Below are 25,584 nucleotides of genomic sequence, written 5' to 3'. Positions count from 1 at the left end.
GGGTGGGTGTCAACATCACAAGGTCTGGCGCCGACCGCGAGGTCCCACGCGGCGGCGAGTCCCACGAGGCAAGGGAAACCTGTGGCCGAGCCGACGCGACCGAGGTATCACCACGGCGACCTCCGCAACGCCCTGCTGGCGGCCGGCGCCCGGCTGGCCGAGGAGGGCGGGCCCGACGCCGTCGGTGTCCGCGCGGCCTCGCGCATCGTGGGCGTCAGCCCCACCGCGGCCTACCGGCACTTCGAGAACGCCGAGTACCTCCTGGCGGGCGTGAAGGACCGCGCGTTCCAGGCGTTGGACGAGGCGATGCGCGAGCGGGTCGCCGCCGTTCAGGACCCCGGCGACCGGCTCGAGGCGCTCGGCCGGGCCTACGTCGACTTCGCGCTGCGCGAGCCGGGGCTGTTCCGGGTCGCGTTCTGCGAGAAGGGCGCGCTGCCGTTCGACGACCTGCCGGCTCCGCTCGCGCTGGTCGCGCGGGTCATGGACGAGCTCGTCGCGGCCGGCCGGCTTCCGGCGCAGCGCCGGCCCATGGCCGAGATCGCCGCCTGGGCGGCCGTGCACGGCATCGCCCGGCTGGCGCTCGACGGCCCGCTGGCCACGGTCGCCTCCGAGACGTACGGAGCCGCCGTCGACCGCGTCATCGACGTGACGCTGCGCGGCCTGACCGGAGAGGGAATCGCTTCGTGATCATCCGACCGTACGCGCCCGGCGACGAGGACGCGCTCTACGACGTCTGCCTGCGCACCGGCGACAGCGGTGCCGACGCGACCGGCCAGTTCGCCGACCCGCGGCTGCTCGGTGAGATCTTCGTCGGCCCGTACCTGCGGTTCGAGCCGTCGCTGGCGTTCGTGGTCGACGACGGCGAGCCGGCCGGTTACGTGCTGGGCGCCCGCGACACCCCGGCGTTCGAGCGCGAGTGCGAGCGTGAGTGGTGGCCGCCGCTGCGCGCGCGGTACCCGATCGGCACGTTCCCGGACGGGACTCGCGACGCCCACTACGTCGAGGTCCTGCACCGGCCGCACGCGGCCGACCCGGCGATCGTCGCCGACTACCCCGCCCACCTGCACATCGACCTGCTCCCCCGCACGCAGGGCCGCGGCATGGGGCGGGCGCTGATGCAGCGGCTGCTCGACGCGCTGCGCGAGGCCGGGGCGCCCGGCGTGCACCTGGGCGTGGGCGCGGCGAACGCCCGGGCCATCGCGTTCTACGAGCACCTGGGGTTCACGACGCTGCGCGAGACGCCGGGCGGCCGCACCATGGGCCGCCCGACGTCCTGACCGCTGCTGAGCGGCGGCTCAGCGCACCAGGTCCCTGATGGCGACGATCTGCTCGCGCCCGGGGCCGACGCCGACCGCCGAGACCGGGGCCTTGCACATGTCCTCGACGGCCTCGAGGTAGCGGCGGGCGGCCGGCGGGAGGTCGTCGAGGGTGCGGGCGCCGGTGATGTCGTCGTCCCAGCCCTCGAAGTACTCGAAGATCGGGACGGCGTGGTGGAACTCCGTCTGCGTCATGGGCATCTCGTCGTGCCGCACGCCGTCGATGTCATAGGCGACGCAGACCGGCACCGGGTCGTAGCCCGTCAGCACGTCGAGCTTGGTGACGACGAGGTCGGTCGTGCCGTTGATGCGGGTGGAGTAGCGGCCGATGACGGTGTCGAGCCAGCCACAGCGCCGCGGCCGGCCCGTCGTCGTGCCGAACTCGCCGCCCGCCTTGCGCAAGCGGTCGCCGTCGTCGCCGAAGAGCTCCGTGGGGAACGGGCCCTCGCCGACGCGGGTGGTGTAGGCCTTGAGCACCGCGATGACGCCGTCGATGCGCGTCGGCGGGATGCCCGAGCCCGTACTGGCGCCGCCCGCCGTCGCGTTCGACGAGGTGACGAACGGGTAGGTGCCGTGGTCGACGTCGAGCAGCGTGGCCTGGCCGGCCTCCATGATGACGACCTTGCCGTCGGTGAGCGCCTGGTCGAGCAGCAGCGCGGTGTCGGTGACCATGGGCCGCAGCCGGTCGGCGTAGGCCAGCAGCTCGTCGGCCACCTCGTCGACGTCGGCCGCGCGCCGGTTGTAGACCTTGACCAGCAGCTGGTTCTTCTGCTCGAGCGCGCCTTCGACCTTCTGCCGCAGGATCTTCTCGTCGAAGAGGTCCTGCACCCGCAGCCCGACGCGCGACATCTTGTCCGCGTAGGTGGGGCCGATGCCGCGGCCGGTGGTGCCGATCCGCCGCTTGCCGAGGAAGCGCTCGGTCACCTTGTCCAGCGTGCGGTTGTACGACGGGATCAGGTGCGCGTTGGCGCTCACGACCAGCTTCGACGTGTCGACGCCGCGGGCCTCGAGGCCGTCGAGCTCCTCGAACAGCACACCGAGGTCGATGACGACGCCGTTGCCGATGACCGGCGTGACGCTCGGCGTCAGGATGCCCGACGGCAGCAGGTGCAGCGCGTAGGTCTCGCCGTCGATGACCACGGTGTGGCCGGCGTTGTTGCCGCCGTTGAACTTGACGACGTAGTCGACCTGGCCGCCGATGAGGTCGGTGGCCTTGCCTTTCCCTTCGTCGCCCCATTGGGCGCCGACGAGCACGATGGCGGGCATGCGGTGGGTCTCCCCCTACTCCGAGGCGCTGAGCGCGGCGGCGGCTTCCTCGCTGGAGTCGCGGAGGAACTGGGCGCACCGGGTGGCCTCGTCGGTCTCGCCGATGGCCTCGGCGGCGCGGCCGAGCGCGTTCAGCGAGCGCAGGAAGCCGCGGTTCGGCTCGTGCGCCCACGGGATGGGGCCGCTGCCCCGCCACCCGGCTCGGCGCAGCTGGTCCAGCCCGCGGTGGTAGCCGGTGCGGGCGAACGCGTACGACGTGACCGGGTCGCCCGCCGCGAACGCGCGGTCGGCCAGGTCGGCCCACGCCGGCGAGAACGCCGGGTGGGCCGCCGCCACGGTGGCGGGGTCGATGCCCGACGCCAGCGCCTCGCGGGCCGTGGGGTCGTCGGGCAGGAACGTCTCGGGCGGGCCCGGCAGCAGGTTCTCGCCCGGCATCAGCGAATCTTCTGACCGGCCGACCGCAGCTGCTGGGTGGCCTCGACGACGCGCTGCGCGAGTCCCGCCTCGGCCAGCTTGCCCCAGGCGCGGGGGTCGTAGGCCTTCTTGTTGCCGACCTCGCCGTCGACCTTCAGCACGCCGTCGTAGTTGGTGAACATGTGCGCCACGACGGGGCGGGTGAACGCGTACTGCGTGTCGGTGTCGATGTTCATCTTCACGACGCCGTAGTCGACGGCCGCGCCGATCTCTTCCGCCGTCGAGCCGGAGCCGCCATGGAAGACCAGGTCGAACGGCTTCTCCTTGCCGTAGCGCTCGCCGACGGCCTGCTGGATGTCGCGCAGGATCTCGGGACGCAGCTTGACGTTGCCCGGCTTGTAGACGCCGTGCACGTTGCCGAAGGTCAGCGCCACGATGTACCGGCCGCGTTCGCCCAGGCCGAGCGCCTCGGCGGTGGCCAGGCCGTCCTCGACCGTGGTGTAGAGCTTCTCGTTGATCTCGTGGGCGACGCCGTCCTCCTCGCCGCCGACGACACCGACCTCGATCTCGAGGATGGTGTGCGCGTCGGCCGACAGCGCCAGCAGCTCCTCGGCCACCTTGAGGTTCTGGTCGAGCGGCACGGCCGAGCCGTCCCACATGTGCGAGTTGAACAGCGGGGCCTGGCCGTTCTTCACCCGCTCGGTCGACAGCGCGAGCAGCGGCTTCACCCACTGCTCGACGGCGTCGAGCGGCGCGTGGTCGGTGTGCAGCGCGATCTGCACGTCGTAGCTCTGCGCGACCTCGTAGGCGAAGGCGGAGAACGCCGCGGCACCCCGGACGCGGTCCTTGATGGTCGGGCCGGAGATGTACTCGGCACCCCCGGTGGAGATCTGGATGATGCCGTCGCTCTCGGCTTCGGCGAACCCGCGGATCGCCGCGTTGATCGTCTGCGACGACGTCACGTTGATGGCGGGATAGGCGAACGAGCCGGCCTTGGCCCGGTCGATCATCTCGGCATAGACCTCGGGAGTGGCGATGGGCATAGACGCTCCGTTCGGGTCGGACGGCAGTCCCCGGCCGTCCGGGCTCACGCCCCACGTCGACGGGGGGCACGCATGTCAGGCCCAGTATTCACCGTCGCGGCCCGGTAATGCGAAACCGTCCGCCCCGGCCGCCTGATCAGGGTCGTCCCGGGCGGCGGCGGATAGGCTTGGTCCGCACCACACACGACCTCAGCAGAGGAGACGCCGTGCCCGAGCGCACCGCAGTCGTCGCAAGCAAGGCCGGGCTGCACGCCCGGCCCGCCGCTGTCTTCGTCAAGGCCGCCGGGGAACAGCCCACGAAGGTCTCGATCCGCAAGCCCGACGGCGAGCCGGTCGACGCCTCCAGCATCCTGTCGATCATGACCCTCGGCGTCGAACAGGGCGACCAGGTCATCCTGTCCGCCGAGGGCGACAAGGCCGACCAGGCCCTCGACTCCCTCGTCGCACTGCTGGAGCGCGACCTGGACGAATAGCAGCGCGCCGTTCGCGCGCAGGACGCTGCAGGTGGCACCGTCCGCCTGCAGCGTCGCTGTGTGTCGGGCGTTCAGCGCTTGTGGCACCGGACATTGCTCGGTTATCCTACAAATCGTTGCCATGCCGGGAGGAGTGCACGTGGCCCAGGGGGACCAACTCACGCGACTGACGGCGCTGCCGCGGCCGCCGAGTCTGCACGAGTCGGTGCAGACGGCACTGCGCGACTACATCCTCACCAACGGCCTGCGCGCCGGCGACGGCCTGCCCGCCGAAGGCGCGCTGGCCCAGCAGCTCGGCGTCAGCCGCAACTCCGTCCGCGAGGCGGTCAAGGGCCTGGTGTCCCTCGGCATCCTCGAGACCCGGCGCGGCAGCGGTGTGTTCGTCAAGGACTTCTCGCTGTCTCTGCTGATCGACAACCTCCCGTTCAACCTGCTGTTCGACTCCAGCGAGCTGGCCGACCTGCTGGAGGTGCGCCGCGCGGTCGAGAACGACCTCATCGAGCGCGCGGTGCGCAACATGACCGACCGCACCCGGTCCGAGCTCGAGCAGATCCTCAGTGAGATGAAGGAGAAGGCCGACCGCGGCGAGGACGTCCTCGACGAGGACCGCCGCTTCCACCGCACCATGTTCGCCGACGCCGGCAACGCCGTCGCCCTCAAGCTCCTCGACGCGTTCTGGCTGACCATGAGCCGCGCCGTCGAGCAGCGCGCCGAGATCGCCGACGACCGGCCGTCCGACACCTACCGCCAGCACGACGCCATCTACCGGGCGGCGCTCGGGGGCGACGCCGCCGCCGTCCAGGACGCCCTGTCCGACCACTACGCCCCCATTCTCACCCGGCTGGATCGCACCGGGCCGCTGTAGGTCTCGTCACTCGCACCGTTCGGGGGCGGGCCGTTCTCTGGCCCGCGCTCTGCTTCGTCCTGCTCTCTTCCCGTTCGCATCGCCGCCTTCGAGGAGTCGCCATGACCGTGTCGCCGCTGACCCGACGTTCGTTGCTGGGAGCAGCCGGAGTGGGAGCAGCGGGGGCGGTGGCGGCGGCTGGTGCGCCTGTCGCCGTCGCCGCCGATCCTTCGGGTGCGGAGGCCGAGACGGTGCCGTCGCGGGCGGCCGCGGAGCAGCGGATCGTCAACGGCCGGGTGCGGGCCCTGCGGACCTGCGGGTACGCCGAGGCGGGCGACGGCGGCGGCGCGCTCTACCGGCGGCTCGACGCGGCGCCGGCCGAGCCGGACCGCTGGCACCTGCGCACCCGCGACGGCGCCTGGTGGGAGCTGGCCGAGGACGTGGTGTCGGTGCGAGCGCTGGGCGCGGTCGGCGACTACGACGTCGCCGCGGGAACCGGGACCGACGACACGCTCGCGCTGCAGGCGGCGGCGCGCCTGGGCGGGACGGTGTACGTGCCGGGGGTCGACGGCGCCTACCTGACGACGGACTCCATCAGCCTGCTGGTCGACGGCACCCACTGGTTCGGTGACGGACTGCGCTCGAGGATCACGCTGGTGTCGGGACCCCGCGGGGCGGGCGAGCTGCTGGGCATCCACGGTTCGGCGCCGTCGACGCCGGACGGGCCACCGCAGCGCTACGTGCAGGGCGTCCGGGTGAGCGGGCTGCACCTCGACACCAGCAACGCGTCGAACGACAACGGCCTCGGCGGCTCGTTCTGCCGCGACGTGCAGGTCGACAACCTCTACTTCTCCCGCATCGGGCGCAAGGCGCTGACGTTCCAGTACCACTGCTCGAACATCCGCTGCCGCGACGTGACGGTGTACGAGGCGGCCACCGAGCCCCGGTCGACGTTCGCCGTCATCAGCATCGAGGGCCAGACCGCCGGAGTCGACCTCTCGTACTACCCGGGCGGCACCACCAGCACGGCCGACCTCGGCGGCGCCGACGTCCACGACATCGCCTTCAGTGACATCACCTGCCACTCGACCGGCTACAACTACGTCGTCGTCTCCAACGCGCACCGGGTCCGGTTCGACGGCCTCGCGCTCGGCGACACCGCCGGCGCCGGGTCGTTCGTCATCTTCACCCGCAAGGTCTGGGACAGCCACGTCCGCGGCGTGCGCGGCGGCAACACGGCGCGCCGGTTCCTCGAGATCGGCGAGCAGGCCGACTCGTGCACGTTCGCGGACCTGCGCTTCGGGTCCACGACCGGGGCCGGCACCGACGGCCGCGCCGTCCGGATCGGCGGCACCCGCATCCGTCTCGACGACGTGTCGTTCCGGCACGGCAACGCGGCCGCGTTGGAGGCCGTGCTGGTCGCCGGCGCCGACGCCACGATCACCGGCCTGCACGTGGCCGAGTGCGCGTCGCAGTACGTGCTCAACGCGCCGCCCGCGGGCGTCCGGCTCAAGCTCACCGACTCCACGCTCGTGTCCGCGGCCGGCGCGGCGTTCCGGATCAAGGGCGAGCAGGCGCAGGTCGCGGGGAACCACTTCCGCACCCCAGCCGGGCCGTTCGCCGGGCGGTTCGAGGGACCCGGCAACGTGTTCACCGGGAACCACGTGGCGGGGACGGGGGCGGGCCGGGTGGTGGTCACGGCCGAGGCCTCCGTCGTGGCGACCATGAACACGTTCGAGGCCGGCGCCACCGTGACCTTCGACGGCGCCAGCCTCTACGCCAGCGCGGCGTTCGGGAACACCGGGCTCGCGGCAGGTGGGGCGAACCTGGTCCCGCTCGGCGGCGGTGCCCTGCACGCCGACGGCGCCGGCCTGCTGCGCATCAAGGGATCGCGGTTCACGTCCGACACCGACGGCGTGGTGGTGGGCGGACAGGGCTGAGCGCTCGCCCCGGCGGGGCGGACCCGGGTCGTCGCGACCTACTCCAGCACCCGCCGTCGTTCCATGTCATGGGCCTCCCTTCGCTGTTCGGCGATCGTCCCCTGAGTCGTTGCCGGCGCGTGCTAGCGTGCGGCGCGGTCCATCGCCCTCTGCCCTTCGGGACGTCGCTCATGTCGCTGTCGCTCGCCCGCCGCGCCGCCGCCCTCGCTGCGTCGCTGTCGCTCGCCCGCCGCGCCGCCGCCCTCGCTGCGTCGGTGACACTCGCCCTGGTCGTGATCGGCTGCGGCTCCGACGACGATCCGTCCGCTGCCGGGACGGAGTCGGCGACAGGCTCGCCGGCGGACGCGCCCACCGAGGAGCCGACCGAGGAGCTGACCGCGGAGCCCACGGAACCGCCGTCGACGCCGTCGGAGACCCCCGCCCCGCCGCCGGACCCCGCGGGCGGCTCACCCGAGACCACCGCGGCGGCGATCGCCCGGTTCGAGACCTTCCTCCACGCCCTGGGTGCCGGCGACGTCCCGACCATGTGCGCGATCGCGGGACCCGCTGCCGCCCAGGCGGAGGCGGACGGCTTCGGGCCGTGCGAGGCCACCATGGCGATGATGGCCGGCATGCCGTCGGCCGAGCAGTCGGCGGCCCTGCAGACCGCCACCGTCGACCCCGAACTGGTCGACGACAGCACCCCCGGCCAGGTCATCGTCCCGGTGGAGGCCATCGTCGCCGACGCCACCTTCACCGCCGACGAACTCGGCGACGCCGTCCTCGCCTACCAGGACGGCGACTGGTTCATCGTCGACTGACGGCGCGACCTGACCTGACCGGCCGCAGGCGCAGGCGGTCAGTACGGCGGACCCTCCTGAGTTCGACTCGTCGCGCCGACATGGGCCTTCTCAGCCCTCCTTGCGCGCCAGGAAGTAGGCGAACGACCGGCCGGGCGCGCTGGGGTTGGGCTGGTCGAGGCGCGCGGTGATGGTCAGCCCTGCGCCGGTGAGCAACGACTCGATGAGCTCGGCCGGCAGCAGGAACCACTCGTACGAGACGGGGTGGCCGCCGTAGGCCTCGGTGGGCCGCAGGTGCTCGTCGGCGCCGAGGTGGGTGCCGAGCAGCAGGTGACCGCCGGGCGCGAGAACGCGGTGGAACTCACGGAACACCGTGGGCAGCTGTTCGGGCGGCAGGTGGTGGGTGGAGAAGTGCGCCAGGGCGCCGCCCAGCTCGCCGTCGGGCAGGTCGAGCGCCGTGATGGAGCCGACGCCGAACTCCAGCTCCGGATACGCCGCCGTGGCGAGCTCGATCATGCGCGGCGACAGGTCGACGCCGGACACCTGGAGACCGTGACCGGCCAGCACCGCCGTCACCGCGCCCGGACCGCACCCGAGATCGACGACCGGGCCCTTGCTCTCGGCCAGCACGACCTCGGCGAACGCCCGCAGCATGGCGTGCCCGACCGGGCCGAGCCGGGCGGCGGGGAACCGCTCGGCATAGGTGTCGGCAACGGTGTCGTAGGACGTGCTGATGGCATCGAGGTACCCGGCGTCGCTCACCCGCCCGACGCTAGCCGCCGCCACCGACAGCCTCACCCGGCAGCAGAGCCGGCGTGAGTCGGCCACGGTCCGGACGGACGCACCCAGAGCGGCGCGCCGCCCGGGTGAGAGTGTGAGCTCCGACCCGGCTGAACTCACGGCAAGCGCTTGCCAGCGACACTCTCGCGTGTTTGACTCCCGCCCATAAGGTCTAGACCTCTCCCGAGGAGGACCCGTGGAGCTGAGCCGCCGCCGCGTGCTGTCGATCCTGTCCGCCGCCGGCCGAGCACCGACGCCCGGCACCGAACGGCTGCTCGCCAACACCGTCACGATCTTCGCCGGGACCCCCGCGGTGAACACCCATCCGGCCGTCGCCGCCAAGCTCACCGCCGTCGACACCACCGCACGCACCTGGCGCACGGCCCTCGCCGACGCCGGCGACGGCGAACTGTTCGCCGGCCTGCCGCTCGGCACCAGGGACCCGAACCTCAACGCCAGCTACCAGCACCTCTACGAGATCGCGCTCGCCACCGCGACCCCCGGCTGCGCCCTGCACGGCGACGACGCCGCACGCCAGCAGGTCCGCGACGGCCTCGCCTGGCTGCATGACCACTACTACGGCGATCAGAGCGCCGGCTACTACGGCAACTGGTTCACCTGGGAGATCGGCATCTCCACGCACGTCGGCAAGACGCTCGCACTGCTCGGTGAGACCGGCGAGCTCGTCACCACCTACGTCGCCTCGATGGACGCCTACCTGCGCAACGGCATCGACGGCGACGTGAACCTCGACTCCCGCTTCCACACCGGCGCGAACCTCGCCGACATCACGACCAACCGGATGATCCAGGGCGCCCTGCTCGGCGACGAGGCGCGCATCCGCAAGGCGATCGAGGACCAGCTCACCGTCTTCGCGACCATCGACCCTTACGCGCTGCGTCACGGCAACACCGACGGCTACTACGCGGACGGCTCGTTCATCCAGCACCACTCGGTCGCCTACACCGGCTCGTACGGCCGCGCCCTCCTCACGCGCGTGGTCCAGACGCTGAAGATCCTCGACGGGACGGGGTTCGCCGACGGCGCCGTCCTGGTTCCCGTCGTGCAGCGCTGGGTGACCGACGGGTTCGCGCCGCTGATCTTCGAGGGCTGGATGATGGAGGTCGTCAAGGGCCGCGCGGTCTCGCGGACCGCGACCGGGTACACCGACGTCGCGACGGTGGTCGAGGCCGTCGTCGACCTCGCCGAGTACGCCCCGTCACCGGCCCCGCTGCGCGGCTACGTGAAGGCCATCCGCGCCACCTCGCGGGCGGCGCTGAACCCGGCGACGTTCGTCTCGCCGGTCAGCGCCGCCGCCTACGCCGACCTGGTCGACGACGACACCGTCGAGCCCGCCGACCTCAACCCGGCCGCCCGCTGCGTCGCGTTCAACGCCATGGACAAGACCGTGCACCGCAGGCCCGGCTACGCGTTCGCGCTGGCTCGCAGCTCGGACCGGATCAGCAAGTACGAGTACATGAACAACGAGAACCTCATGCCCTGGTTCCAGGGCGACGGCGCCCACTACCTGTATCTCGCGGGCACGGACCAGAGCCAGGCCTTCGGCGTCGACTACTTCACGACGGTGTCGCCGTACGGCCTCGCCGGGGTCACCGCGCCGGTCGAGGAGCGTCGGACGATCCCGCAGCTCTACGGCACGCCGTACTACGAGAACCCCGGTCACCCACTGAACTTCACGTCGTCGTCGGAGTCGCAGAACACCTACGTCTACTTCCCGCGCGGCACCAACGGGCACTCCGGCGGCGCGACGCTGGGCGCCTACGGGACCGCCGCACTGGTGCAGTCGAGCGACGCCGCGTGGGCGGCGAAGCAGGACGGGATCCTGCCGGACGACTTCATCGTCTATCGCAACGCGACGGCCACGAAGTCGTGGTTCCTCTTCGACGACGAGATCGTCGTGCTCGGCGCCGGGGTCGGGGGCGACGCCGGCCGGGCCGCGACCACCACCGTCGACGCCCGCATCGCGCCCGCGGCGGACCCGGTGACGGCGACCGGAGCGCTCCGGGCCGGCGGTGCGTGGACGGGCCCGGGCATCGCCGACCTCGCCTGGCTGCGCTACGCGAACCCGGCGCAGGACGCCGCCGTCGGCTACGTGTTCCTGTCGGCGCCGCCGGTGCGGGTCGGGCTGGACACCGTCACCCGCAGCCGCCGCGTCGTCCGCAGCGCGAACCCGGACACCGCCGTCACCAAGCGGGTCTTCGCCGTGACGGCCGACCACCCGGCCGGCGCGCCGCCGTCGTCGTATGCCTGGGCGCTGGTGCCGCACGCGACGGAGGCGTCGTTGACGGCGTACGCGGGCGGCCCGCTCGAGGTGCTCGCCAACACCGTCGCCGTCCAGGCGGTGCGCCATACCGGGCTGGGACTGACCGGCGTCAACACCTTCACTCCGGGCGCGCACGAGGCGGGCGGCCTGTCGGTCGACGGGCCGGCGTCGGTGCTGGCGCAGACCCGCGCCGGCCGGCTCACCACCGTCGCGGTCTCGGATCCGACGATGGGCCGCGACGTGATCGAGGTCCTGCTGCCCGGCCGCACTCTGACGAGAGTGGCCGGCGACCGCGCCGTCACCGTCCGGCACACGGCCGGCGACACGTTGCTCCGCGCCGACACGCACCACGCCTACGGCCGGTCGTTCTCGGTGACGCTGCGCGGCTGACCGCGCGACGTCACCGGAGACCGAGGCGCAGGCTCAGCGCTTCTTCGTGGGCACGATCTCGATCTTGGACTTCGCGTCCGCCTTGGCGGCCTTGTCGGCGCGCTTCTCCTTGAGCGACTTGCCTGCCTTCTTGGACAGGTGTTGTCGCGGCGACTTGTCGGCCATGGCTGCTCCCTGATCGGGGAGCCTGGTCAGCCCCTTGTAGTTGCCAGAGTACGCCTCATTCGCCCTCGTCAGGACTGGGCGACCTTGGCGGCCACCGCGAGCTCGTCGACGAAGTCGTTCATGGGATGCCCGGAGTGGCCCTTGACCCAGTGGAAGACGACGTCGCCGCGTTCGTCGACCAGGTCGACCAGGGGCTCCCAGAGGTCGCGGTTGGCGACCGGCGACTTGGTGGACGTGACCCAGCCCCGGGCCAGCCAGTTGCGCCACCAGCCGTCGCGGAAGCAGTTGACCACGTAGGCGGAGTCGCTGACGACGACCAGCGGGCCGTCGAGCGACCGGACCGCCTCGAGCGCGGCCATGATCTCCATGCGCTGGTTGGTGGTGCTGGGAGCGGACCCGGAGGCGAACCGGTCGCGGTCGATGGCCCAGGCCCAGCCGCCCGGGCCGGGCGTGCCCGAGCAGGCTCCGTCGGTGTAGACCTCGACCGCTCCCTCGGGCGCGGCCATGGCCGGCGGGCGCGGCCGCTTGCCGCGGGCCTTGCCTGCGACGGCAGCAGCCGGCGCGGCGGCGATGAGCTCGGGCTGCTCGGCGCCTTCGGGCAGGTCGATCAGCGCGGGAGCACCTGCGCAGGCGGCATGCACCCAAGTGCGGCTGCGACTGCCACCCGCGCTCTCGATCTCTTCGCCGACCCGGATGTCTCCACCGCACGTTCCACACCGGCCGGCGAACCTCGCGAGCACGGGCACCTCTCCCTTCACCGAACGACTGACTTCCGGCACCTTACCGGCGCGCGCCGACGGGACCGTGGATCACGCCCGATGCCGCAGCAACACCGTCGCGAGCGCGACGTCGGCGGGGTCGAGGGCGGTCTTGCCGTCCTCGACCTCCCACAGCGCGTTCTGCAGGACCCGGCCCAGCGTCCATCCCACGGCAGCGCCCCGGTCGACGCCCACGACCTCGGTGAGCAGGTCGAACCGGCGCAGCACGACCCGCTCGACATCACCGGCGACGACGGCGGACCAGCGGCTGTTCAGCGCCGGCCAGAGGTCGAACCCGGGGTCGCCGGCCAGCGGCACCGGGTCGATCGCCAGCCACGGCTCGCGGTCACCGGCCAGCACGTTCTCGTCGTGCAGGTCCCAGTGCAGCAGCCGATCACCGGCGTCGGGCAGCACTTCGGCGACGGCGTCCGCGCACCTCCCGACCATCCCGCGTTCGGCAGCGTCGCTCAGTCGCGGAACCGCAGCCGGCGCCGCCGCCACCATCGCGGCCGCGACGTCCGCCAGCCGCGGCAGCCCGGCCGGCGCGGGCATCGCGACCAGCCGGGCCAGCAACTCCCCGAGCACGGTCATGACGGCGTCGTCGTCACCCAGCGACCCGAGCGGCCGGGCGCCGTCGAGCCGCTCCAGCAGCATCGCGCCGGAGCCGGGATCGTCGTCGAGCAGCCGCACGATGCCGTCGCCGTCCCACGTGCGCAGCCCGAGCACGGCTGCCGAGCTCTCCTTCCCGGCCGGTTGCAGCCGCACGACCGCGCGACCGCCGTCGGCCCGCACGACCGGGACGACCAGCGCCGCCATGCCGTTACCGGCCGGGCCGTCGGGACGCAGTCCCCACCGTTCCAGCACCTCGTCGAGCAGGCGCGGCAACCGCGCCAGCCAGGCCCGGCCGGGCTCATCGCGCCCGTACGACGCGACGAGCGCCGCCGGCGCATCGTCGATGATCACGCCGGCATCGTAGGTGGCGCTACTGCAGTGCTTCGGTGAGCACCCGTCCCTCGGACTGCGCCGGTGCGGCGATGCCGAGCAGCGCGGCGATCGTCGGAGCGATGTCGATGTGCCGCGCCCCGTCGAGCCGGGCCCGCGGACTCACGCCTCGCCCCGCGACCAGCAGCGCGGCCTCCCGCTCACCGGTGCGCCCGTGGTAGCCGCGCGGGCCGTCGGGATCGGTCATCCCGAAGGACCAGCCGGCGGCCGGCTCGGCCACCAGCTCGCCGAGCAACGGGCTGGACCCGAACGCGTCCAGGTCGGCGCGGTCGTAGACCCGCTCCACGGGCTCGACCGACTCCAGCGCGGCGCGGACTCGCGCGATGCCGTCGGCGGTGCGGGCGGCACCGAGCAGGTGGACGCTGGCGACACCACCGACGACCATCGCCACGTCGGTGGTCGCCGCCGGCGCGGCGCCGGGCGAGACGAACTCGGGGTGGAACCCGGCCTCGGTCAGCGCGGTGATGACGAGGCCGCCGAACCCGCGGGTGAAGGTCGTCATACCGTGGTCGCCGAGCAGCACGAACGCGGTGCTGCCGTAGATGCCCACATCCTTCGTCGCCTGCACGAGCCGGCCGAGGGCGGCGTCGAGGCCGGCCAGCCGTCCGGCCATTCCGGGCGACTCCGCACCCTCGGTGTGGCCGAGCGCGTCGAGGTCATCGGCGTAGACGGCGAGCAGGGTCGGCGGCTCCTCGACGGTGACCGTCACCGAGCCCGAGCGCACCGGCCGGCCGTGCAGGATGTCGATGGCCAGGTCCATCCGCGACGGGCCGGGGCCACCGGGCTGCACGTACAGCGCCCGCGGGTCGCCGAAGACGACGCCGTGGTTCTGGATGATGAAGAACTGCACCGAGGCGACGGTGCCACCGGCGGCCGTCACGGCCTCGGCGATGCTCTGCGCCTGCAGGGTCCGGCTCTGGCTCACCGCCCGCCCGGTGGCCGGGTCGAGGAAGTACGGCGTGTTGAGGTGAGTGCGCGGCCAGGCGCCCGTGGCGACGCTCGCCCACGACGTGTTCGTGATGGATGGGAAGGCGCCGGTCGTGGTGCCGATGACGCCGCGACGGGTCAGGGCGTCCAGGTTCGGCGTCTCGACCAGGTCGAGATAGGCGGGGTCGAAGCCGTCCCACCCGATCAGCACCACGTGCCGGGCGCGGACGCCCTGACCGGCGGTGCCCGCGGCCGCGGCGGCGGAGGGCACCGCGAGGGCCGCGGCGGCCGCTCCGGCACCGGCGGCGAGCAGGGTGCGGCGGCTGACGGAGTGTGCGGACGACGGGGGAATGGTCGGCTTCGTCATGGAGGGTCAGGGTCGCAGACCGGGGTGAACCCCGTTCGTCGAGAACGTGGCGGCCCGCTGTGGGGCAGGTGACCGCCCCTCAGCCGGTGAGGTAGCGGGCCAGGTACGCGCCTGTGTGGGTGGACCCGTCGGCGGCCAGGGCGGCGGGGGTGCCCTCGAACACGACCTTGCCGCCGTCGTGGCCGGCGCCGGGGCCGAGGTCGATGATCCAGTCGGCCGCCGCGACCACGTCGAGGTTGTGCTCGATGACCACGAGCGTGTTGCCCTCGTCGACCAGCCGGTGCAGCAGCGCGATCAGGTGGTCGACGTCGGCCAGGTGCAGGCCGGTGGTGGGCTCGTCGAGCACGTAGAAGCGGCCGCCGGCGACCAGTTCGCCGGCCAGCTTGAGCCGCTGCCGCTCGCCGCCGGAGAGGGTGGTGAGGGTCTGGCCGAGCGTGAGGTAGTCGAGCCCGACGTCGCTCAGACGCATCAGCACCGCGCGGATCGGCTTCTCCGTGAAGAACTCCAGCGCCTCGGCGACGCTCATCTCGAACACGTCGGCGATGGAGCGGCCGCGGACGAGGTACTGCTGCGCCTCGTCCTTGAAGCGGCGCCCGCGGCAGACCTCGCACACGGTGGTGACGCCGTCCATGAACGCGAGGTCGGTGAAGATCACCCCGGCGCCCTGGCACTCCGGGCACGCGCCGTCGGAGTTGGGGCTGAACAACGCCGCCGGCGCCCCCGTCGCGCGGGCGAACAGCGTCCGGATCGGGTCGAGCATGCCGGTGAACGTCGCCGGAGTGGAGCGCCGCGACCCGCGGACCGGGCTCTGGTCGAGCATGACGACGTCGGGCCGCACAGCTGGCAGGTGGCCGCGGATCAGGCTGCTCTTCCCCGAGCCCGCCACCCCGGTGACCACCGTCAGCCCGCCGAGCGGCAAGTCGACGGTGACGTCGCGGAGGTTGTGCGTCGACGCCTGCTCGATGCGGATGTGCCCCGACGGCGTCCGCACGGCGTCGCCGTCGCGCGAGACCCGCGGCGCCCGCAGCCCGTGTCCGGTCCGCGTCTCGGACTTCACCAGCCCGTCGTAGGGCCCTTCGTACGTGACGGTGCCGCCCGCCCGTCCTGCCCCCGGCCCCATGTCGATGCAGTGGTCGGCGATCACCATGATCTCCGGATCGTGTTCCACGACGACCACCGTGTTGCCCTTGTCGCGCAGTTCGAGCAGCAGTTCGCCGAGCCGGTGGACGTCGCGCGGGTGCAGCCCGACCGTCGGCTCGTCGAACACGTACAGCAGGTCGGACAGGCTGCTGCCGAGGTGCCGGACCATCTTCACCCGCTGCGACTCGCCACCGGACAGCGTCGACGTCGCGCGGTCGAGGCTGAGGTAGCCCAGGCCGAGGACGCCCAGCCGCTCGACCTGCTCCGCGGCGTCCTTCACGAGCGGCGCGACGCTGGGGTCGTCGATGGCCCGGATCGCGTCGACGAGGTCGTCGGCCTGCATCGCGTTGAGGTCGGCGATGGACCGCCCGTTGATCAGCGACGAGCGCGCCGCCTCGGCCAGCCGGGTGCCGCCGCAGTCGGGGCAGGTGCCGCGCGTGACGATGCGCTCGAACGCCTCGCGCGTCTTGTCCTTGAAGGCGTCGGCCTCCTTGTGCAGGTAGAGCCGGTTGAACCGGGCGATGACCCCTTCGTAGCTGGTGACGTCGGGGTTCGGCGCCTTCAGCTCGCCCTGCTCGGCGTACATGAGGATGCGCCACTGCTCGTCGCTGTACTCGCGCAGCGGCACCGACGGGTCGAAGAACCCGCTCCTGGCGTAGGACCGCCAGAACCACTGCCCGACCCCGAACGCCGGGAAGGTCAGCGCGCCGTCGTCCAATGACCGGTCGCGGTCCACCAGCTGCGTCTCGTCGACCACGCTGACCACGCCCAGGCCCTGGCAGCGCGGGCACATGCCCTGCGGGTCGTTGAACGAGAACGCGTGGGAGTACCCGGCGGACGGCCTGCCGGCGCGGGAGAAGATCAGCCGCAGCCGCGCCCCGATGTCTGTGGCGGTGCCGACGGTGGACCGCGCGCCGCCGCCGAGCCGCTTCTGGTCGACGACGGTGACGGCGCACAGGTGCGACAGGCGGTCGACGTCGGGCTGGCCGTAACTGGGCAGCCGGTTCTGCGCGAACGCGCTGAACGTCGCGTTGAGCTGGCGCTGCGACTCCGCCGCCAGGGTGTCGAAGACCAGCGACGACTTGCCCGACCCCGAGACGCCGGTGACCACCGTCAGCCGGCGTTTCGGGATGTCGACGTCGATGTCGTTCAGCGTGTGCTCACGGGCGCCACGGACCTCGATGGATCCGTAGTCGGCCTGGATCATCGGTTCGACCTCCGGTAGGCGGCAGCGGACAGCGGTGCGAACACCACCACCATCAGGATCGGCCACATCACTGACAACAACTGTCCGTGATCCGCCGGCCAGCTCCCGCCGGCGACGCCCGGGTTGCCGAACAGCTCGCGCACCGCGTCGGCCGTCGCCGACAGCGGGTTCCACTCGGCGACCGCCCCCAGCCAGGACGGCATGGTCGCCGGATCGAGGAACACCGTCGACAGGAAGCCGACCGGCCAGACCAGGATCTGGATGGCGGCGACGGCCTCGGGCCCGGGCGCCTTCAGCCCCAGGTAGACGCCGACCCAGAGCAGCCCGAACCGCAGCAGGAGCAGCAGCCCGTACGCCGCGACCACGCCGTCCACGCCGCCGGACCACCGCCAGCCCAGCGCGAACCCGGCCAACGTCATGGCGGCCAGCCCGGCGACCGACGCGGCGAGGTCGGCCAGGCAGCGCCCGGCCAGCACCGCGCCGCTGTGCATCGGCAGCGACCGGAACCGGTCGGTCACACCCCGCGCCGCGTCGGTCGTGATCGCCGCCATGGTGGTCTCGAGCCCGAACAGCATCGTCAGCGCCAGGACGCCGGGAACCACGAACGGCACGTAGTCACCGGCACTGCCGGCGATGGCGCCCCCGAACAGGCCGCCCATCATCAGCACCACCAGCACCGGGAACAGCAGCGTCACCAGGAACGGCACCGGCTGGGCGCGCCAGTGCCCGACCGTGCGGCCGGCCAGCACCATGGCGTCGTGTGCGAGCGAGTTCATCGGGCCTCCTCCGAAACAGTGCGGTTGACGTGCATGAACACGTCGTCGAGCGTGGGCCGGCGGACGGCGACGTCGTGCGGTTCGAGGCCTTCGCGGGCCCAGGCGCCGCAGACCCGGGTGGCGGCGACGGCGTCGGCCACCGGCACCGCGACGGTCGACCTCGAGACCGCGACCGGCCCGACGGCGTACGGCTCCGCCACACGGGCGGCGGCACCCGCGACGTCAGCCGCCGCCGGCTCGAACGTCGCCTCCACGCGGGTGTCGCCGACCAGCGACGTCAGCTCGGCCGGGCTGCCCTCGAGCACGACCCGGCCGTCGCGGAGCATGGCGACGTGGCCGGCCAGCTCCTCGGCCTCTTCCAGGTACTGCGTGGTGAGCAGCACCGTGACACCGTCGTCGACCAGCCGCCGGACGGTGCCCCAGACCTCTCGGCGGGCGTCCGGGTCCAGCCCGGTCGTCGGCTCGTCGACGAACAGGACCGACGGCGCCAGCACCAGGCTCGCGGCGAGGTCGAGCCGTCGCCGCATGCCGCCGGAGTAGGTGCCGACGGCGCGGTCGGCCGCGTCGTCGAGCCCGAACCGCGTGATCAGCTCGGCGGCCCGGGCCCGCGCCGCCGCCTTCGACAGCCCCCGCAGGCGGCCGAACAGCACCAGGTTCGCCCGGCCGCCCAGGATCTCGTCGACCGCGGCGTTCTGCCCGACCAGCCCGATGGCCCGCCGCACCCCGTCGCCGTCGGCGCGCACGTCGTGCCCGGCCACCGTCGCCGTCCCGTCGTCCATGGCCAGCAGCGTCGTCAGGATCCGCACCGCCGTCGTCTTGCCCGCGCCGTTGCGGCCCAGCAGCGCGCACACCGACCCGGCCGCGACCCGCAGGTCGAACCCGTCCAGCGCCGGGCGTTCCGCTCCGCGGTAGTGCTTGCGCACCGACCGCGCCTCGATGGCCGTCTCCACACGTCCTCCTCACGTTGGTCGTACAATGTACGGTACAACGTACGGCGGGTGAGAGGATGTTCCCGTGCCTTCGAACGCACCGCGCGCCTCCGACCCCGCCCGGCTGGTCTCACTGCTCTGGGAACCGTCCGACCGGGCCGGCCGCACGGGCCTCACCACGCGGGCCGTCGTCGAGAACGCGATCGCCATCGCCGACACCGAAGGGCTCGGCGCGCTGACCATGCGCCGGGTCGCCGATCGCCTCGGCGTGGGCGCCATGACGCTCTACACGCACGTCCCGGGCAAGCCCGAGCTCGTCGAGCTGATGCTCGACGCCGTGGCCGGCGAGGTGTACGCCGACGGCGCCCTGCCGGGCGACCAGCCGACCTGGCGCGACGGAGTGCGGCACGTCGCCGAGCGCAACTGGCGCCACCACCTGCGCCACTCGTGGACCGTCGAGATGGTGCCCGGCCGCCCCGTGCTCGGCCCGGGCATCTCGGCCAAGTACGAGGCCGAGCTCGCGCCGCTCGACGGCATCGGACTCGGCGATCTCGAGATGGACCAGGTGCTCTGCGGCGTCCTGGCGCTGGTCGAGGCGACGGCGCGGCAGCAGGTCGGGCTCGACCGGGTGCGGGCGGCCGGCAGCGGCGACCTCGACTGGTGGGCGACGGTGAGCCCGGTCCTCACGCGCGCGATGGGCGCGCGGCGCTTCCCGCTGGCCGAGCGGGTCGGCACCGCCACGGGCGAGGCGGTCGAGGCCGGCGATCCGCTGGCGGCCATGCGCGTCTCGCTGGAGCTGCTGCTCGACGGTGTCAGCCTGCGGTTGGCATGACTCGCGCGGCGGCAGGCGCGAGTGGTGCGCCATGGACACCTGCGGCAACCGGATGAAGGCGGCCGCCTACCGCGCACGGTGCCGCCGTCAGCGAGGTCTGGCACGATGCGACCGGGGTGTTCCACCGCGCCGGCACCGCCGACCGCATCCCCGGACCGCACCCGCAGCGGGCCGGCTACGGTCCTTCCAGGACACCGAGGGCCACGGCTGGACCGTCCAGGAGGTCACGACCCGGCTGCCCGGCCGCTGACCGGCGCCGTCGACGAGGAGCAGACCATGGACCGAACCCAGGAGATCATCCTCGACCTCCTCCGGCAGGCGGCCGCGGCGCACGGCGAGTACGAGGCCGACGTCCTCGGCGGCACGGACGACGAGCAGTGGCCGCAGTGGTACTCCGCCCACATGGCCCGCGCGCTCGCCGAGGCCGGCTACCGCATCGTCGAGTCCTGATCCTCGGCCGTCGCCACCGTCAGGTGGACGCGGGTGCCGGCGGCGGCCGGGACCAGATCGAAGGTGACGAGCGGATCGGGCCGGACGCCGGCGGGCCCGGAACCGGGGCCGCCGCCGTCGCCGCGCCACCGGAACGCGAACCGCGTGGGCGGGTCGGCGGCGACGACGGTGAAGGCGACCGGCCCGGACGCGGCGTCGCCGAACCACCAGTCCCACAGGTGCTCGGCCCGGCTGAGGACGTCGAAGACCACGTGCGGCGGGGCGTCGACCTCGATGTCGCGCTCGATCGTCACGACCCCGCCGGGAACGCGGTGCCCTGGTCGTACACCGCGAGCCAGCGGCCGCGCTCGAACGTGTAGGTCACGACGGTGAGCGCGCGCGACTTGAACCCGATGCTCGGCAGCTCGTAGGTGGCGTCGTACTCGATGACGGCGGTCTTGCAGCCGAAGACGTGCCGGTCGATCTCGGTCCACGTCCAGATGGCCTCGCGGTTCTCGAAGTGGCTGGCCTGGGCCTGCATGATCGCGTCGATGCCGGAGAAGCGGTGGCCGCTGGCGTAGACGCTGACGGCGTCCTCGTGGTGGATGTCGCGCCAGGCCTCGGCGTCGAAGTCGCGGAACGACTCCATGTCGATCCGCTGGGCCTCGTCGAACCGCGCCGCGCAGCCTCGGTGCTCGCTGCGGTCTCCGTCGGCACCGGCCGCCGCGATGCCGGGCAGCGCGACCGCTCCGGCGGCCAGCACCCCTACGATCGCCCGGAACGTGTTCTTGCGCATGGCGAACCCTCCTGACCTGTGTGTCCCTGAGCCGTTCGCCACGCTAGCCACGGTCCGGGCGCGCGCTCTGGGCCACAGGACGGGGTTCTGCACTGGGCCGATCACGGCCGGGTGACATGCCGGGCACGCAGCGGTCCTAAGCTCCGGAGACATGGACCTGCACGTGCGGCTGGACGGGCGGGGCGACCTGTCCGGCCAGATCTACCGGCAGGTCCGGACGGCGATCCTGGCCGGGCTGCTCCCCGCGGGCCGGCCGCTGCCGCCGACGCGGGAGCTGGCCGGCGACCTCGGCGTCGCCCGCAACACGGTCAGCATGGCCTACGACCGGCTGGTCGCCGAGGGCTTCCTCACCGCCCGCACCGGCGTCGGCACGTTCGTGGCCGACGGTCTCGCGCAGGACCGGCCCGCGGGCGACGACGGCGACCAGGGCGCTCTGGCCGCACGCCCGGTCTGGGCGACGCTGACCGAGGCGACCGACCTCTCGGCGGCCGCCGCCGAGTTCGACTTCCGGCCCGGCATCCCCGACGCGTCGCTGTTCCCGTACGCGGCCTGGCGGCGCGTGACGGCGCGGCAGCTGCGGTCGACGGCGGTGGGCGCCGGCGCGCACATCGCGGCCGCGGGCCTGCCGTCGCTGCGTGCCGCGATCGCCCGGCACGTCGCCGTCGCCCGCGGCGTCCCGGCCGGCGCCGACGACGTCATCGTCACCAACGGCAGTCAGCAGGCCGTCGACCTCGTCGCCCGGGTGCTGCTCGCCCCGGGTGACGTGGTCGCGGTCGAGGACCCCGGCTACCCGCTTCCCCGCAAGCTGCTCACGTCGTCGGGCTGCACCGTCGTCCCCGTCCCCGTCGACGACGAGGGCCTGGTGGTCGACGCGCTGCCGGACGCCGCGCGGCTGGTCTACGTGACGCCGTCGCACCAGTTCCCGCTGGGCATCTCGATGTCGCTGGCCCGGCGGCTGGCGCTGCTCGACTGGGCCCGGCGGACCGGCGCGCTCATCGTCGAGGACGACTACGACAGCGAGTTCCGCTTCGCCGGCCGCCCGTTCGAGCCGCTCGCCGGGCTGAGCCCGGGGATGGGCGCCGGTGGCCACGTCGCCTACGTGGGCTCGTTCTCGAAGACCCTGCTGCCCACCCTGCGGCTCGGCTTCGTCGTCGCCCCGCGCTCGCTGCGCGACGCGATGCACAAGGCCAAGCAGGTGCTCGACTGGCACACGGCCGTGCCCGCCCAGGCCGCACTGGCCGAACTGATCGACGAGGGTCAGCTCGCCCGCCACGTCCGTGGGATGCGCCGGGTGTACTCGCGGCGCCACCACCTGGTGACCTCGCTGCTCGGCCGCGACTTCGCCGGCCTGCTCGAGCCGGTCCCGTCGCTGGTCGGCCTGCACGTGACGGCGCTGCTCACCGGCGCCGGCGCTGACGACGTCGAGGCCGCCGCCCGCGCCCGCGCGGCCGGGGTCGAGGTGCTGCCGCTCTCGCCCATGGCGGTCGCGCATCCGGTCCAGGGGTTCGCCCTCGGCTACGGTGCGATCGCCGAGGACAGCATCGCCGCCGGCCTCACTCGTCTCCGCACCTGCCTCCCATGATCATCACTTTTTCGTGTCGTCAGGACAGCACAGAAGGTTGACGATCATGGGGCGATCGCGGTGAGCTCCAGGGTGAGGACCTGGGCGGGGTTCAGCGTCGGCGCCTGCACACCGACCAGCGACAGCACCCGCCCCGGCAGCTCCACCCCGCCGGACTCCAGCCAGGCCGCGGCCCGGGCCCAGCGCGGCAGCGCGCTGCTCAGTCCCGGCACCGGAGCGACTCGGTAGGTCACGTCGGGCTCGAGGCCGGGGAAGCGCAGCCGCGGCGGGATGTCCGCCGTCATCGTCGCCAGGGCCACGTAGCTGAACACCGCCTGGCCGTCCCCCACCACGCCGTGCAGCACGTGGGCGTCGTCGGTGTCGGCGCGGACGACGCGGCCGGTGTGGAGCAGGGGGCGCAGCCGCTTGTACGTCGCCGCCCACTCGGTCAGCAGCTCCAGCTCCGACGGCGAGCACTGGGTGATGTCCCACTCGATGCCCGCATGGCCGAAGAGCGCCGTCGCGCACCGCAGCTGCAGCTCGGTGACCCGCCCCGAGACGTGCGTGCGGCCCGGCCCCACGTGCGCGCCGATCAGCTCCGGCGGCAGCAGCAGCGACGTCCAGCGCTGGATGGCCTGACGGTCCAGCGGGTCGTTGCTGTCCGATGCCCAGACCCGGTCGGTGCGCTGGATGATCCCCAGGTCGACCCGCGCGCCGCCCGAGGAGCAGGACTCGATCTCCAGCGACGGGTGCCGTGACCGCAGCTCGTCCAGCAGCCGGTAGACCGCGGCGGTTTGCTCGTGGACGCCGGCGTGGCCGTCGTGGACGGCCTCGAGCAGGTCGCGGTTGTGGTCCCACTTGAGGTAGTCGATGGCGTACTCGCTGACCAGCGCGTCCAGCCGCTCCAGCAGGTACGCGTAGACCGACGGGTTGGCGACGTCGACGGTGTGCTGGTGGCGCCACGGGCGGGGCAGCCGGTCGGGGTCGCTGAGCAGCCAGTCGGGGTGCTCCTCGACCAGCCGCGACCGCGGGTTGGCCATCTCCGGCTCGACCCAGAGCCCGAACTGCATGCCCAGCGAGCGCACGTGCTCGACCAGCGGGTGCAGCCCCTTCGGCCAGAGGCCGGGGTCGACGAACCAGTCGCCGAGGCCGCCGAGGTCGTTGCGGCGGCCCAGGAACCAGCCGTCGTCGACGACGAACCGCTCGACGCCGACGGCCGCGGCACGATCGGCCAGCCCGCGCATCCGGTCGAGGTCGTGGTCGAAGTAGACCGCCTCCCAGGTGTTGAGCACCAGCGGCCGGGGCGTCGTCGGATGCGCCGCACGGGCCCGCAGCGACGTGTGCAGCCGCGCCGACAGCCCGTCCAGCCCCGCGTCGGAGTGGACGAAGTACACGTCCGGTGTCGCGTAGGACTCCCCCGGCGCCAGCACCACCTCGCCCGCGGCCAGCAGCTCGCCGGCGCCCAGCGTCGACCAGCCCTCGGCCAGCCGCTCCGCGTCGTGCACCGTCCAGCCGCTCCAGCCGGCGTGCACGCCCCACACCTCGCCCGAGCCGAAGCCGAAGCCGGTCGTGCCGGCGACCAGCAGCCCGGTGTGCGAGTGCCCGGTGCGCCCACGCCGTGTCTCCAGCGACCGGATGCCGGGCAGGAACCGCTCGCGCTGCGGGATCTTCTCCAGCCCCCACCGGCCGCTGAAGTGCAGCAGCTCGGCCGCGTGGTCGGGCACCGGCAGGACGGCGCGCAGCCCTCCCACCGTCCACGCACCGGCTCCCTCGTTGGTCAGCGTGTGCCGCACCCGCAGCACGCCGGCCTCGTCCAGGACCAGGGAGCTGACGACGGCGACACCTGCGGCGTCGTCGCGCGATGCGACCTCGACGCCGCCGCCGTCCGGCGCCACCGACACCGATGACGGCACCAGCCGCAGGTGCGGGTAGGCACGGTCGCGGTCGCCCGACACCGCCGGCCGGCCGACCCAGCCGTCGACCTGGGCCGGCAGCAGCGTCGGCGTGGCCGGCTCGGGCGGTGCACCGCCTCGCCGGCCCGGGACCGCCACCGAGCGGAAGGCGGCGCCGTCGACACCCGGGCCCAGGTCGGCGCCCCAGTGCAGCACCCGCGGCAGGCCCGGCGTGTCCAGGTCGAGCACCAGCCCGGCCCCGGCCCGGGCCAGCACCACCAGCGACGAGTCCATCGGCGATCCCCTCGTGACAGCGAAACGTCCGGGTCAGCCTGTCAGACCGCCCGCGGGCGTCAGGACACGACCGCCTTCAAGTCCTGCACCAGCCCGTCGACGGCGGCGACGGCGTCGGCGTTCAGCCGGCCCCACGGCGCCCGCGCCGAGCCCGCGTCGGGGCCGAACCGGTTGATCAGCTCCTTGACGACGGGGATCGAGCCGAACCGGTCGGCGACGGCGGCGATGTCGCGGAACGGGCGGTGCAGGGCCAGCGCCGACTCGACCTCGCCGGCCAGGATCCGCGACCGGACCTCGCGCGCCACCGGGGCGAGCACGTTGTACAGGCTGCCGATGGCGCCGGTCGCGCCGCAGGCCACGCCGGCCGGCAGCAGCTCGTCCTTGCCGAAGTAGACCCGGACGCCGTCGGCGGCCTCGCGCGTGCGGATGAACTCGAGCAGGTCGCCGTCGGTGAACTTGACGGCGCGCAGGCTCGGCACCCGCGCCGCCGCCTGCTCGACCACGGCCGACGGCGCCGCGCGCAGCCCCGTCATCGAGGGGATGTGGTAGTAGCACAGCGGGACGTCGGGCGCAGCCGCCGCGATCTCGGCCAGGTAGTCGACGATCGCCGTGACCGACGGCGGCTCGCCGTAGAACGGCGCGACGGCCGCGATGAGGTCGACGCCGGCGTCGGCGGCGTGCCGGGCCAGCCGCCGGGCGTCGACCAGGCTGAGGTCGCCCACGTGCGCGCCGAGCAGCAGCCCGTCGCCGCGGTGCTCGGCCCAGGCGCTGATCAGCTCGGCCCGCTCGTCGACCGTCAGTGCCATCGACTCGCCCGTGGTGCCGCCCACGAACGCGCCGTCGATGCCCAGCGCGGCCAGGTGCGCGGCCTGGGCCGGGACCACCTCCGGCGCCAGGCTCTCGTCGGGCCGGAACGGGGTCGGCGTGGCCGCCCAGAGCTCGAACGCCTCAGCGGTGTCTGTGCTCATGCACTGCTCCTC

At 73.2% G+C, this 25,584-nt stretch carries 25 protein-coding genes and 1 pseudogene; 11 read left to right on the top strand and 15 right to left on the bottom strand.

Features of this window, described 5'->3' with window-relative positions:
- Nucleotides 1–81 precede the first annotated feature (81 nt).
- Together E1212_RS08840 and E1212_RS08835 are read left to right on the top strand one after the other, a co-directional pair.
- Nucleotides 82–687, top strand: coding sequence for a TetR/AcrR family transcriptional regulator (locus E1212_RS08840; RefSeq protein WP_131981412.1), 606 nt, complete (start codon nucleotides 82–84; stop codon nucleotides 685–687).
- Nucleotides 684–1,277 carry a GNAT family N-acetyltransferase gene (locus E1212_RS08835; protein WP_131981410.1) on the top strand — a complete coding sequence of 198 codons (594 nt, stop codon included), beginning with the start codon at nucleotides 684–686 and terminating at the stop codon, nucleotides 1,275–1,277. Before E1212_RS08840 ends, E1212_RS08835 begins: the two co-directional genes overlap by 4 nt.
- A gap of 18 nt (nucleotides 1,278–1,295) precedes the next feature.
- Here the strand turns inward: E1212_RS08835 and E1212_RS08830 are convergent, their stop codons facing one another.
- Genes E1212_RS08830 through fbaA form a run of 3 tightly spaced genes read right to left on the bottom strand, consistent with a single transcriptional unit; the run spans nucleotide 1,296 to nucleotide 4,039 of the window.
- Entirely contained in the window at nucleotides 1,296–2,582 is a 1,287-nt protein-coding gene (locus E1212_RS08830; protein WP_131981408.1) for an adenylosuccinate synthase, read from the bottom strand.
- 15 nt (nucleotides 2,583–2,597) lie between these two features.
- Entirely contained in the window at nucleotides 2,598–3,017 is a 420-nt protein-coding gene (locus tag E1212_RS08825) for a DUF3151 domain-containing protein (RefSeq protein ID WP_203416656.1), read from the bottom strand.
- Nucleotides 3,017–4,039 carry a class II fructose-bisphosphate aldolase gene (gene fbaA, locus E1212_RS08820; RefSeq protein ID WP_131981406.1) on the bottom strand — a complete coding sequence of 341 codons (1,023 nt, stop codon included), beginning with the start codon at nucleotides 4,037–4,039 and terminating at the stop codon, nucleotides 3,017–3,019. Before fbaA ends, E1212_RS08825 begins: the two co-directional genes overlap by 1 nt.
- Before the next feature lie 206 nt (nucleotides 4,040–4,245).
- On the opposite strand from fbaA, the gene E1212_RS08815 reads away from it, so the two are divergent.
- The 4 genes from E1212_RS08815 (at nucleotide 4,246) to E1212_RS08800 (ending at nucleotide 8,096) form a co-directional block, all read left to right on the top strand.
- On the top strand, nucleotides 4,246–4,512 hold the full coding sequence (locus tag E1212_RS08815; RefSeq protein WP_131981404.1) for an HPr family phosphocarrier protein: 267 nt from the start codon (nucleotides 4,246–4,248) through the stop codon (nucleotides 4,510–4,512).
- A 139-nt stretch (nucleotides 4,513–4,651) separates the two neighbouring features.
- Complete coding sequence (locus E1212_RS08810) at nucleotides 4,652–5,377, top strand: FadR/GntR family transcriptional regulator (RefSeq protein WP_162605396.1); 726 nt, start codon at nucleotides 4,652–4,654, stop codon at nucleotides 5,375–5,377.
- A gap of 101 nt (nucleotides 5,378–5,478) precedes the next feature.
- Entirely contained in the window at nucleotides 5,479–7,296 is a 1,818-nt protein-coding gene (locus tag E1212_RS08805; RefSeq protein ID WP_131981400.1) for a pectate lyase family protein, read from the top strand.
- Between the two features lie 170 nt (nucleotides 7,297–7,466).
- On the top strand, nucleotides 7,467–8,096 hold the full coding sequence (locus E1212_RS08800) for a hypothetical protein (protein ID WP_131981398.1): 630 nt from the start codon (nucleotides 7,467–7,469) through the stop codon (nucleotides 8,094–8,096).
- 90 nt (nucleotides 8,097–8,186) lie between these two features.
- Here E1212_RS08800 and E1212_RS08795 read toward each other — a convergent pair whose 3' ends face one another.
- Entirely contained in the window at nucleotides 8,187–8,837 is a 651-nt protein-coding gene (locus E1212_RS08795) for a class I SAM-dependent methyltransferase (protein ID WP_131981396.1), read from the bottom strand.
- 214 nt (nucleotides 8,838–9,051) lie between these two features.
- On the opposite strand from E1212_RS08795, the gene E1212_RS08790 reads away from it, so the two are divergent.
- Nucleotides 9,052–11,529, top strand: a complete 2,478-nt coding sequence (locus tag E1212_RS08790; RefSeq protein ID WP_131981394.1) for a polysaccharide lyase family 8 super-sandwich domain-containing protein — start codon at nucleotides 9,052–9,054, stop codon at nucleotides 11,527–11,529.
- Nucleotides 11,530–11,562: 33 nt separating this feature from the next.
- On the opposite strand, the gene E1212_RS30735 is transcribed toward E1212_RS08790, so the two are convergent.
- From E1212_RS30735 to E1212_RS08760, 7 genes are all read right to left on the bottom strand, one after another.
- Nucleotides 11,563–11,694, bottom strand: coding sequence for a hypothetical protein (locus E1212_RS30735; protein WP_275296157.1), 132 nt, complete (start codon nucleotides 11,692–11,694; stop codon nucleotides 11,563–11,565).
- A 68-nt stretch (nucleotides 11,695–11,762) separates the two neighbouring features.
- Nucleotides 11,763–12,335, bottom strand: coding sequence for a ribonuclease H family protein (locus E1212_RS08785; protein ID WP_203416652.1), 573 nt, complete (start codon nucleotides 12,333–12,335; stop codon nucleotides 11,763–11,765).
- Nucleotides 12,336–12,503: 168 nt separating this feature from the next.
- Nucleotides 12,504–13,415, bottom strand: coding sequence for an aminoglycoside phosphotransferase family protein (locus E1212_RS08780; RefSeq protein WP_203416650.1), 912 nt, complete (start codon nucleotides 13,413–13,415; stop codon nucleotides 12,504–12,506).
- A 19-nt stretch (nucleotides 13,416–13,434) separates the two neighbouring features.
- Nucleotides 13,435–14,748: an alkaline phosphatase family protein gene (locus tag E1212_RS08775; RefSeq protein WP_131981392.1), complete on the bottom strand. Its 1,314-nt coding sequence runs from the start codon at nucleotides 14,746–14,748 to the stop codon at nucleotides 13,435–13,437.
- A 79-nt stretch (nucleotides 14,749–14,827) separates the two neighbouring features.
- A complete protein-coding gene (locus E1212_RS08770; protein WP_131981390.1) occupies nucleotides 14,828–17,095 on the bottom strand; it encodes an ATP-binding cassette domain-containing protein in 2,268 nt (755 codons plus the stop codon).
- Complete coding sequence (locus E1212_RS08765) at nucleotides 17,092–17,871, bottom strand: ABC transporter permease (protein WP_131981388.1); 780 nt, start codon at nucleotides 17,869–17,871, stop codon at nucleotides 17,092–17,094. The genes E1212_RS08770 and E1212_RS08765 overlap by 4 nt, the downstream gene beginning before the upstream one ends.
- Nucleotides 17,868–18,821 (bottom strand): ABC transporter ATP-binding protein, encoded by a 954-nt coding sequence (locus E1212_RS08760; protein WP_131981386.1) that lies wholly within the window; start codon nucleotides 18,819–18,821, stop codon nucleotides 17,868–17,870. The genes E1212_RS08765 and E1212_RS08760 overlap by 4 nt, the downstream gene beginning before the upstream one ends.
- A 64-nt stretch (nucleotides 18,822–18,885) precedes the next feature.
- On the opposite strand from E1212_RS08760, the gene E1212_RS08755 reads away from it, so the two are divergent.
- From E1212_RS08755 to E1212_RS29360, 3 genes and pseudogenes are all read left to right on the top strand, one after another.
- Nucleotides 18,886–19,632 (top strand): TetR/AcrR family transcriptional regulator, encoded by a 747-nt coding sequence (locus E1212_RS08755; protein WP_131981384.1) that lies wholly within the window; start codon nucleotides 18,886–18,888, stop codon nucleotides 19,630–19,632.
- Nucleotide 19,633: 1 nt separating this feature from the next.
- Nucleotides 19,634–19,711: pseudogene (locus E1212_RS31055) on the top strand (CGNR zinc finger domain-containing protein); the annotation flags it as partial.
- Between the two features lie 197 nt (nucleotides 19,712–19,908).
- Nucleotides 19,909–20,082, top strand: coding sequence for a hypothetical protein (locus E1212_RS29360; protein ID WP_162605395.1), 174 nt, complete (start codon nucleotides 19,909–19,911; stop codon nucleotides 20,080–20,082).
- Here the strand turns inward: E1212_RS29360 and E1212_RS08745 are convergent.
- Both E1212_RS08745 and E1212_RS08740 read right to left on the bottom strand, forming a co-directional pair.
- Nucleotides 20,061–20,375 (bottom strand): SRPBCC family protein, encoded by a 315-nt coding sequence (locus tag E1212_RS08745; RefSeq protein ID WP_131981382.1) that lies wholly within the window; start codon nucleotides 20,373–20,375, stop codon nucleotides 20,061–20,063. The genes E1212_RS29360 and E1212_RS08745 overlap by 22 nt on opposite strands.
- Nucleotides 20,372–20,857, bottom strand: a complete 486-nt coding sequence (locus E1212_RS08740) for a DUF4440 domain-containing protein (RefSeq protein ID WP_162605394.1) — start codon at nucleotides 20,855–20,857, stop codon at nucleotides 20,372–20,374. The genes E1212_RS08745 and E1212_RS08740 overlap by 4 nt, the downstream gene beginning before the upstream one ends.
- A gap of 151 nt (nucleotides 20,858–21,008) precedes the next feature.
- Here E1212_RS08740 and pdxR point away from each other — a divergent pair, with 151 nt between their 5' ends.
- Entirely contained in the window at nucleotides 21,009–22,439 is a 1,431-nt protein-coding gene (gene pdxR / locus E1212_RS08735) for a MocR-like pyridoxine biosynthesis transcription factor PdxR (RefSeq protein ID WP_131981378.1), read from the top strand.
- 44 nt (nucleotides 22,440–22,483) lie between these two features.
- Here the strand turns inward: pdxR and E1212_RS08730 are convergent, their stop codons facing one another.
- Both E1212_RS08730 and E1212_RS08725 read right to left on the bottom strand, forming a co-directional pair.
- On the bottom strand, nucleotides 22,484–24,604 hold the full coding sequence (locus E1212_RS08730) for an alpha-galactosidase (RefSeq protein WP_131981376.1): 2,121 nt from the start codon (nucleotides 24,602–24,604) through the stop codon (nucleotides 22,484–22,486).
- A gap of 59 nt (nucleotides 24,605–24,663) precedes the next feature.
- Nucleotides 24,664–25,572, bottom strand: a complete 909-nt coding sequence (locus tag E1212_RS08725) for a dihydrodipicolinate synthase family protein (RefSeq protein WP_131981374.1) — start codon at nucleotides 25,570–25,572, stop codon at nucleotides 24,664–24,666.
- Nucleotides 25,573–25,584: the final 12 nt, after the last annotated feature.

Origin of the sequence: Jiangella ureilytica (assembly GCF_004348545.1) — a bacterium.
In the GTDB taxonomy this organism is placed as follows: Bacteria; Actinomycetota; Actinomycetes; order Jiangellales; family Jiangellaceae; genus Jiangella; species Jiangella ureilytica.
Note: the sequence above shows the minus strand (reverse complement) of the source record. Positions and strands in the feature narration are given on the sequence as shown.

What these genes read in the sequence shown, in the direction of transcription:
- E1212_RS08830 (WP_131981408.1), bottom strand. Translation starts at nt 2,582, where the DNA reads ATGCCCGCCATCGTGCTCGTCGGCGCCCAATGGGGCGACGAAGGGAAA.
- E1212_RS08825 (WP_203416656.1), bottom strand. Translation starts at nt 3,017, where the DNA reads ATGCCGGGCGAGAACCTGCTGCCGGGCCCGCCCGAGACGTTCCTGCCC.
- fbaA (WP_131981406.1), bottom strand. Translation starts at nt 4,039, where the DNA reads ATGCCCATCGCCACTCCCGAGGTCTATGCCGAGATGATCGACCGGGCC.
- E1212_RS08805 (WP_131981400.1), top strand. Translation starts at nt 5,479, where the DNA reads ATGACCGTGTCGCCGCTGACCCGACGTTCGTTGCTGGGAGCAGCCGGA.
- E1212_RS08800 (WP_131981398.1), top strand. Translation starts at nt 7,467, where the DNA reads ATGTCGCTGTCGCTCGCCCGCCGCGCCGCCGCCCTCGCTGCGTCGCTG.
- E1212_RS30735 (WP_275296157.1), bottom strand. Translation starts at nt 11,694, where the DNA reads ATGGCCGACAAGTCGCCGCGACAACACCTGTCCAAGAAGGCAGGCAAG.
- E1212_RS08775 (WP_131981392.1), bottom strand. Translation starts at nt 14,748, where the DNA reads ATGACGAAGCCGACCATTCCCCCGTCGTCCGCACACTCCGTCAGCCGC.
- E1212_RS08770 (WP_131981390.1), bottom strand. Translation starts at nt 17,095, where the DNA reads ATGATCCAGGCCGACTACGGATCCATCGAGGTCCGTGGCGCCCGTGAG.
- E1212_RS08765 (WP_131981388.1), bottom strand. Translation starts at nt 17,871, where the DNA reads ATGAACTCGCTCGCACACGACGCCATGGTGCTGGCCGGCCGCACGGTC.
- E1212_RS29360 (WP_162605395.1), top strand. Translation starts at nt 19,909, where the DNA reads ATGGACCGAACCCAGGAGATCATCCTCGACCTCCTCCGGCAGGCGGCC.
- E1212_RS08740 (WP_162605394.1), bottom strand. Translation starts at nt 20,857, where the DNA reads ATGCGCAAGAACACGTTCCGGGCGATCGTAGGGGTGCTGGCCGCCGGA.
- pdxR (WP_131981378.1), top strand. Translation starts at nt 21,009, where the DNA reads ATGGACCTGCACGTGCGGCTGGACGGGCGGGGCGACCTGTCCGGCCAG.
- E1212_RS08730 (WP_131981376.1), bottom strand. Translation starts at nt 24,604, where the DNA reads ATGGACTCGTCGCTGGTGGTGCTGGCCCGGGCCGGGGCCGGGCTGGTG.
- E1212_RS08725 (WP_131981374.1), bottom strand. Translation starts at nt 25,572, where the DNA reads ATGAGCACAGACACCGCTGAGGCGTTCGAGCTCTGGGCGGCCACGCCG.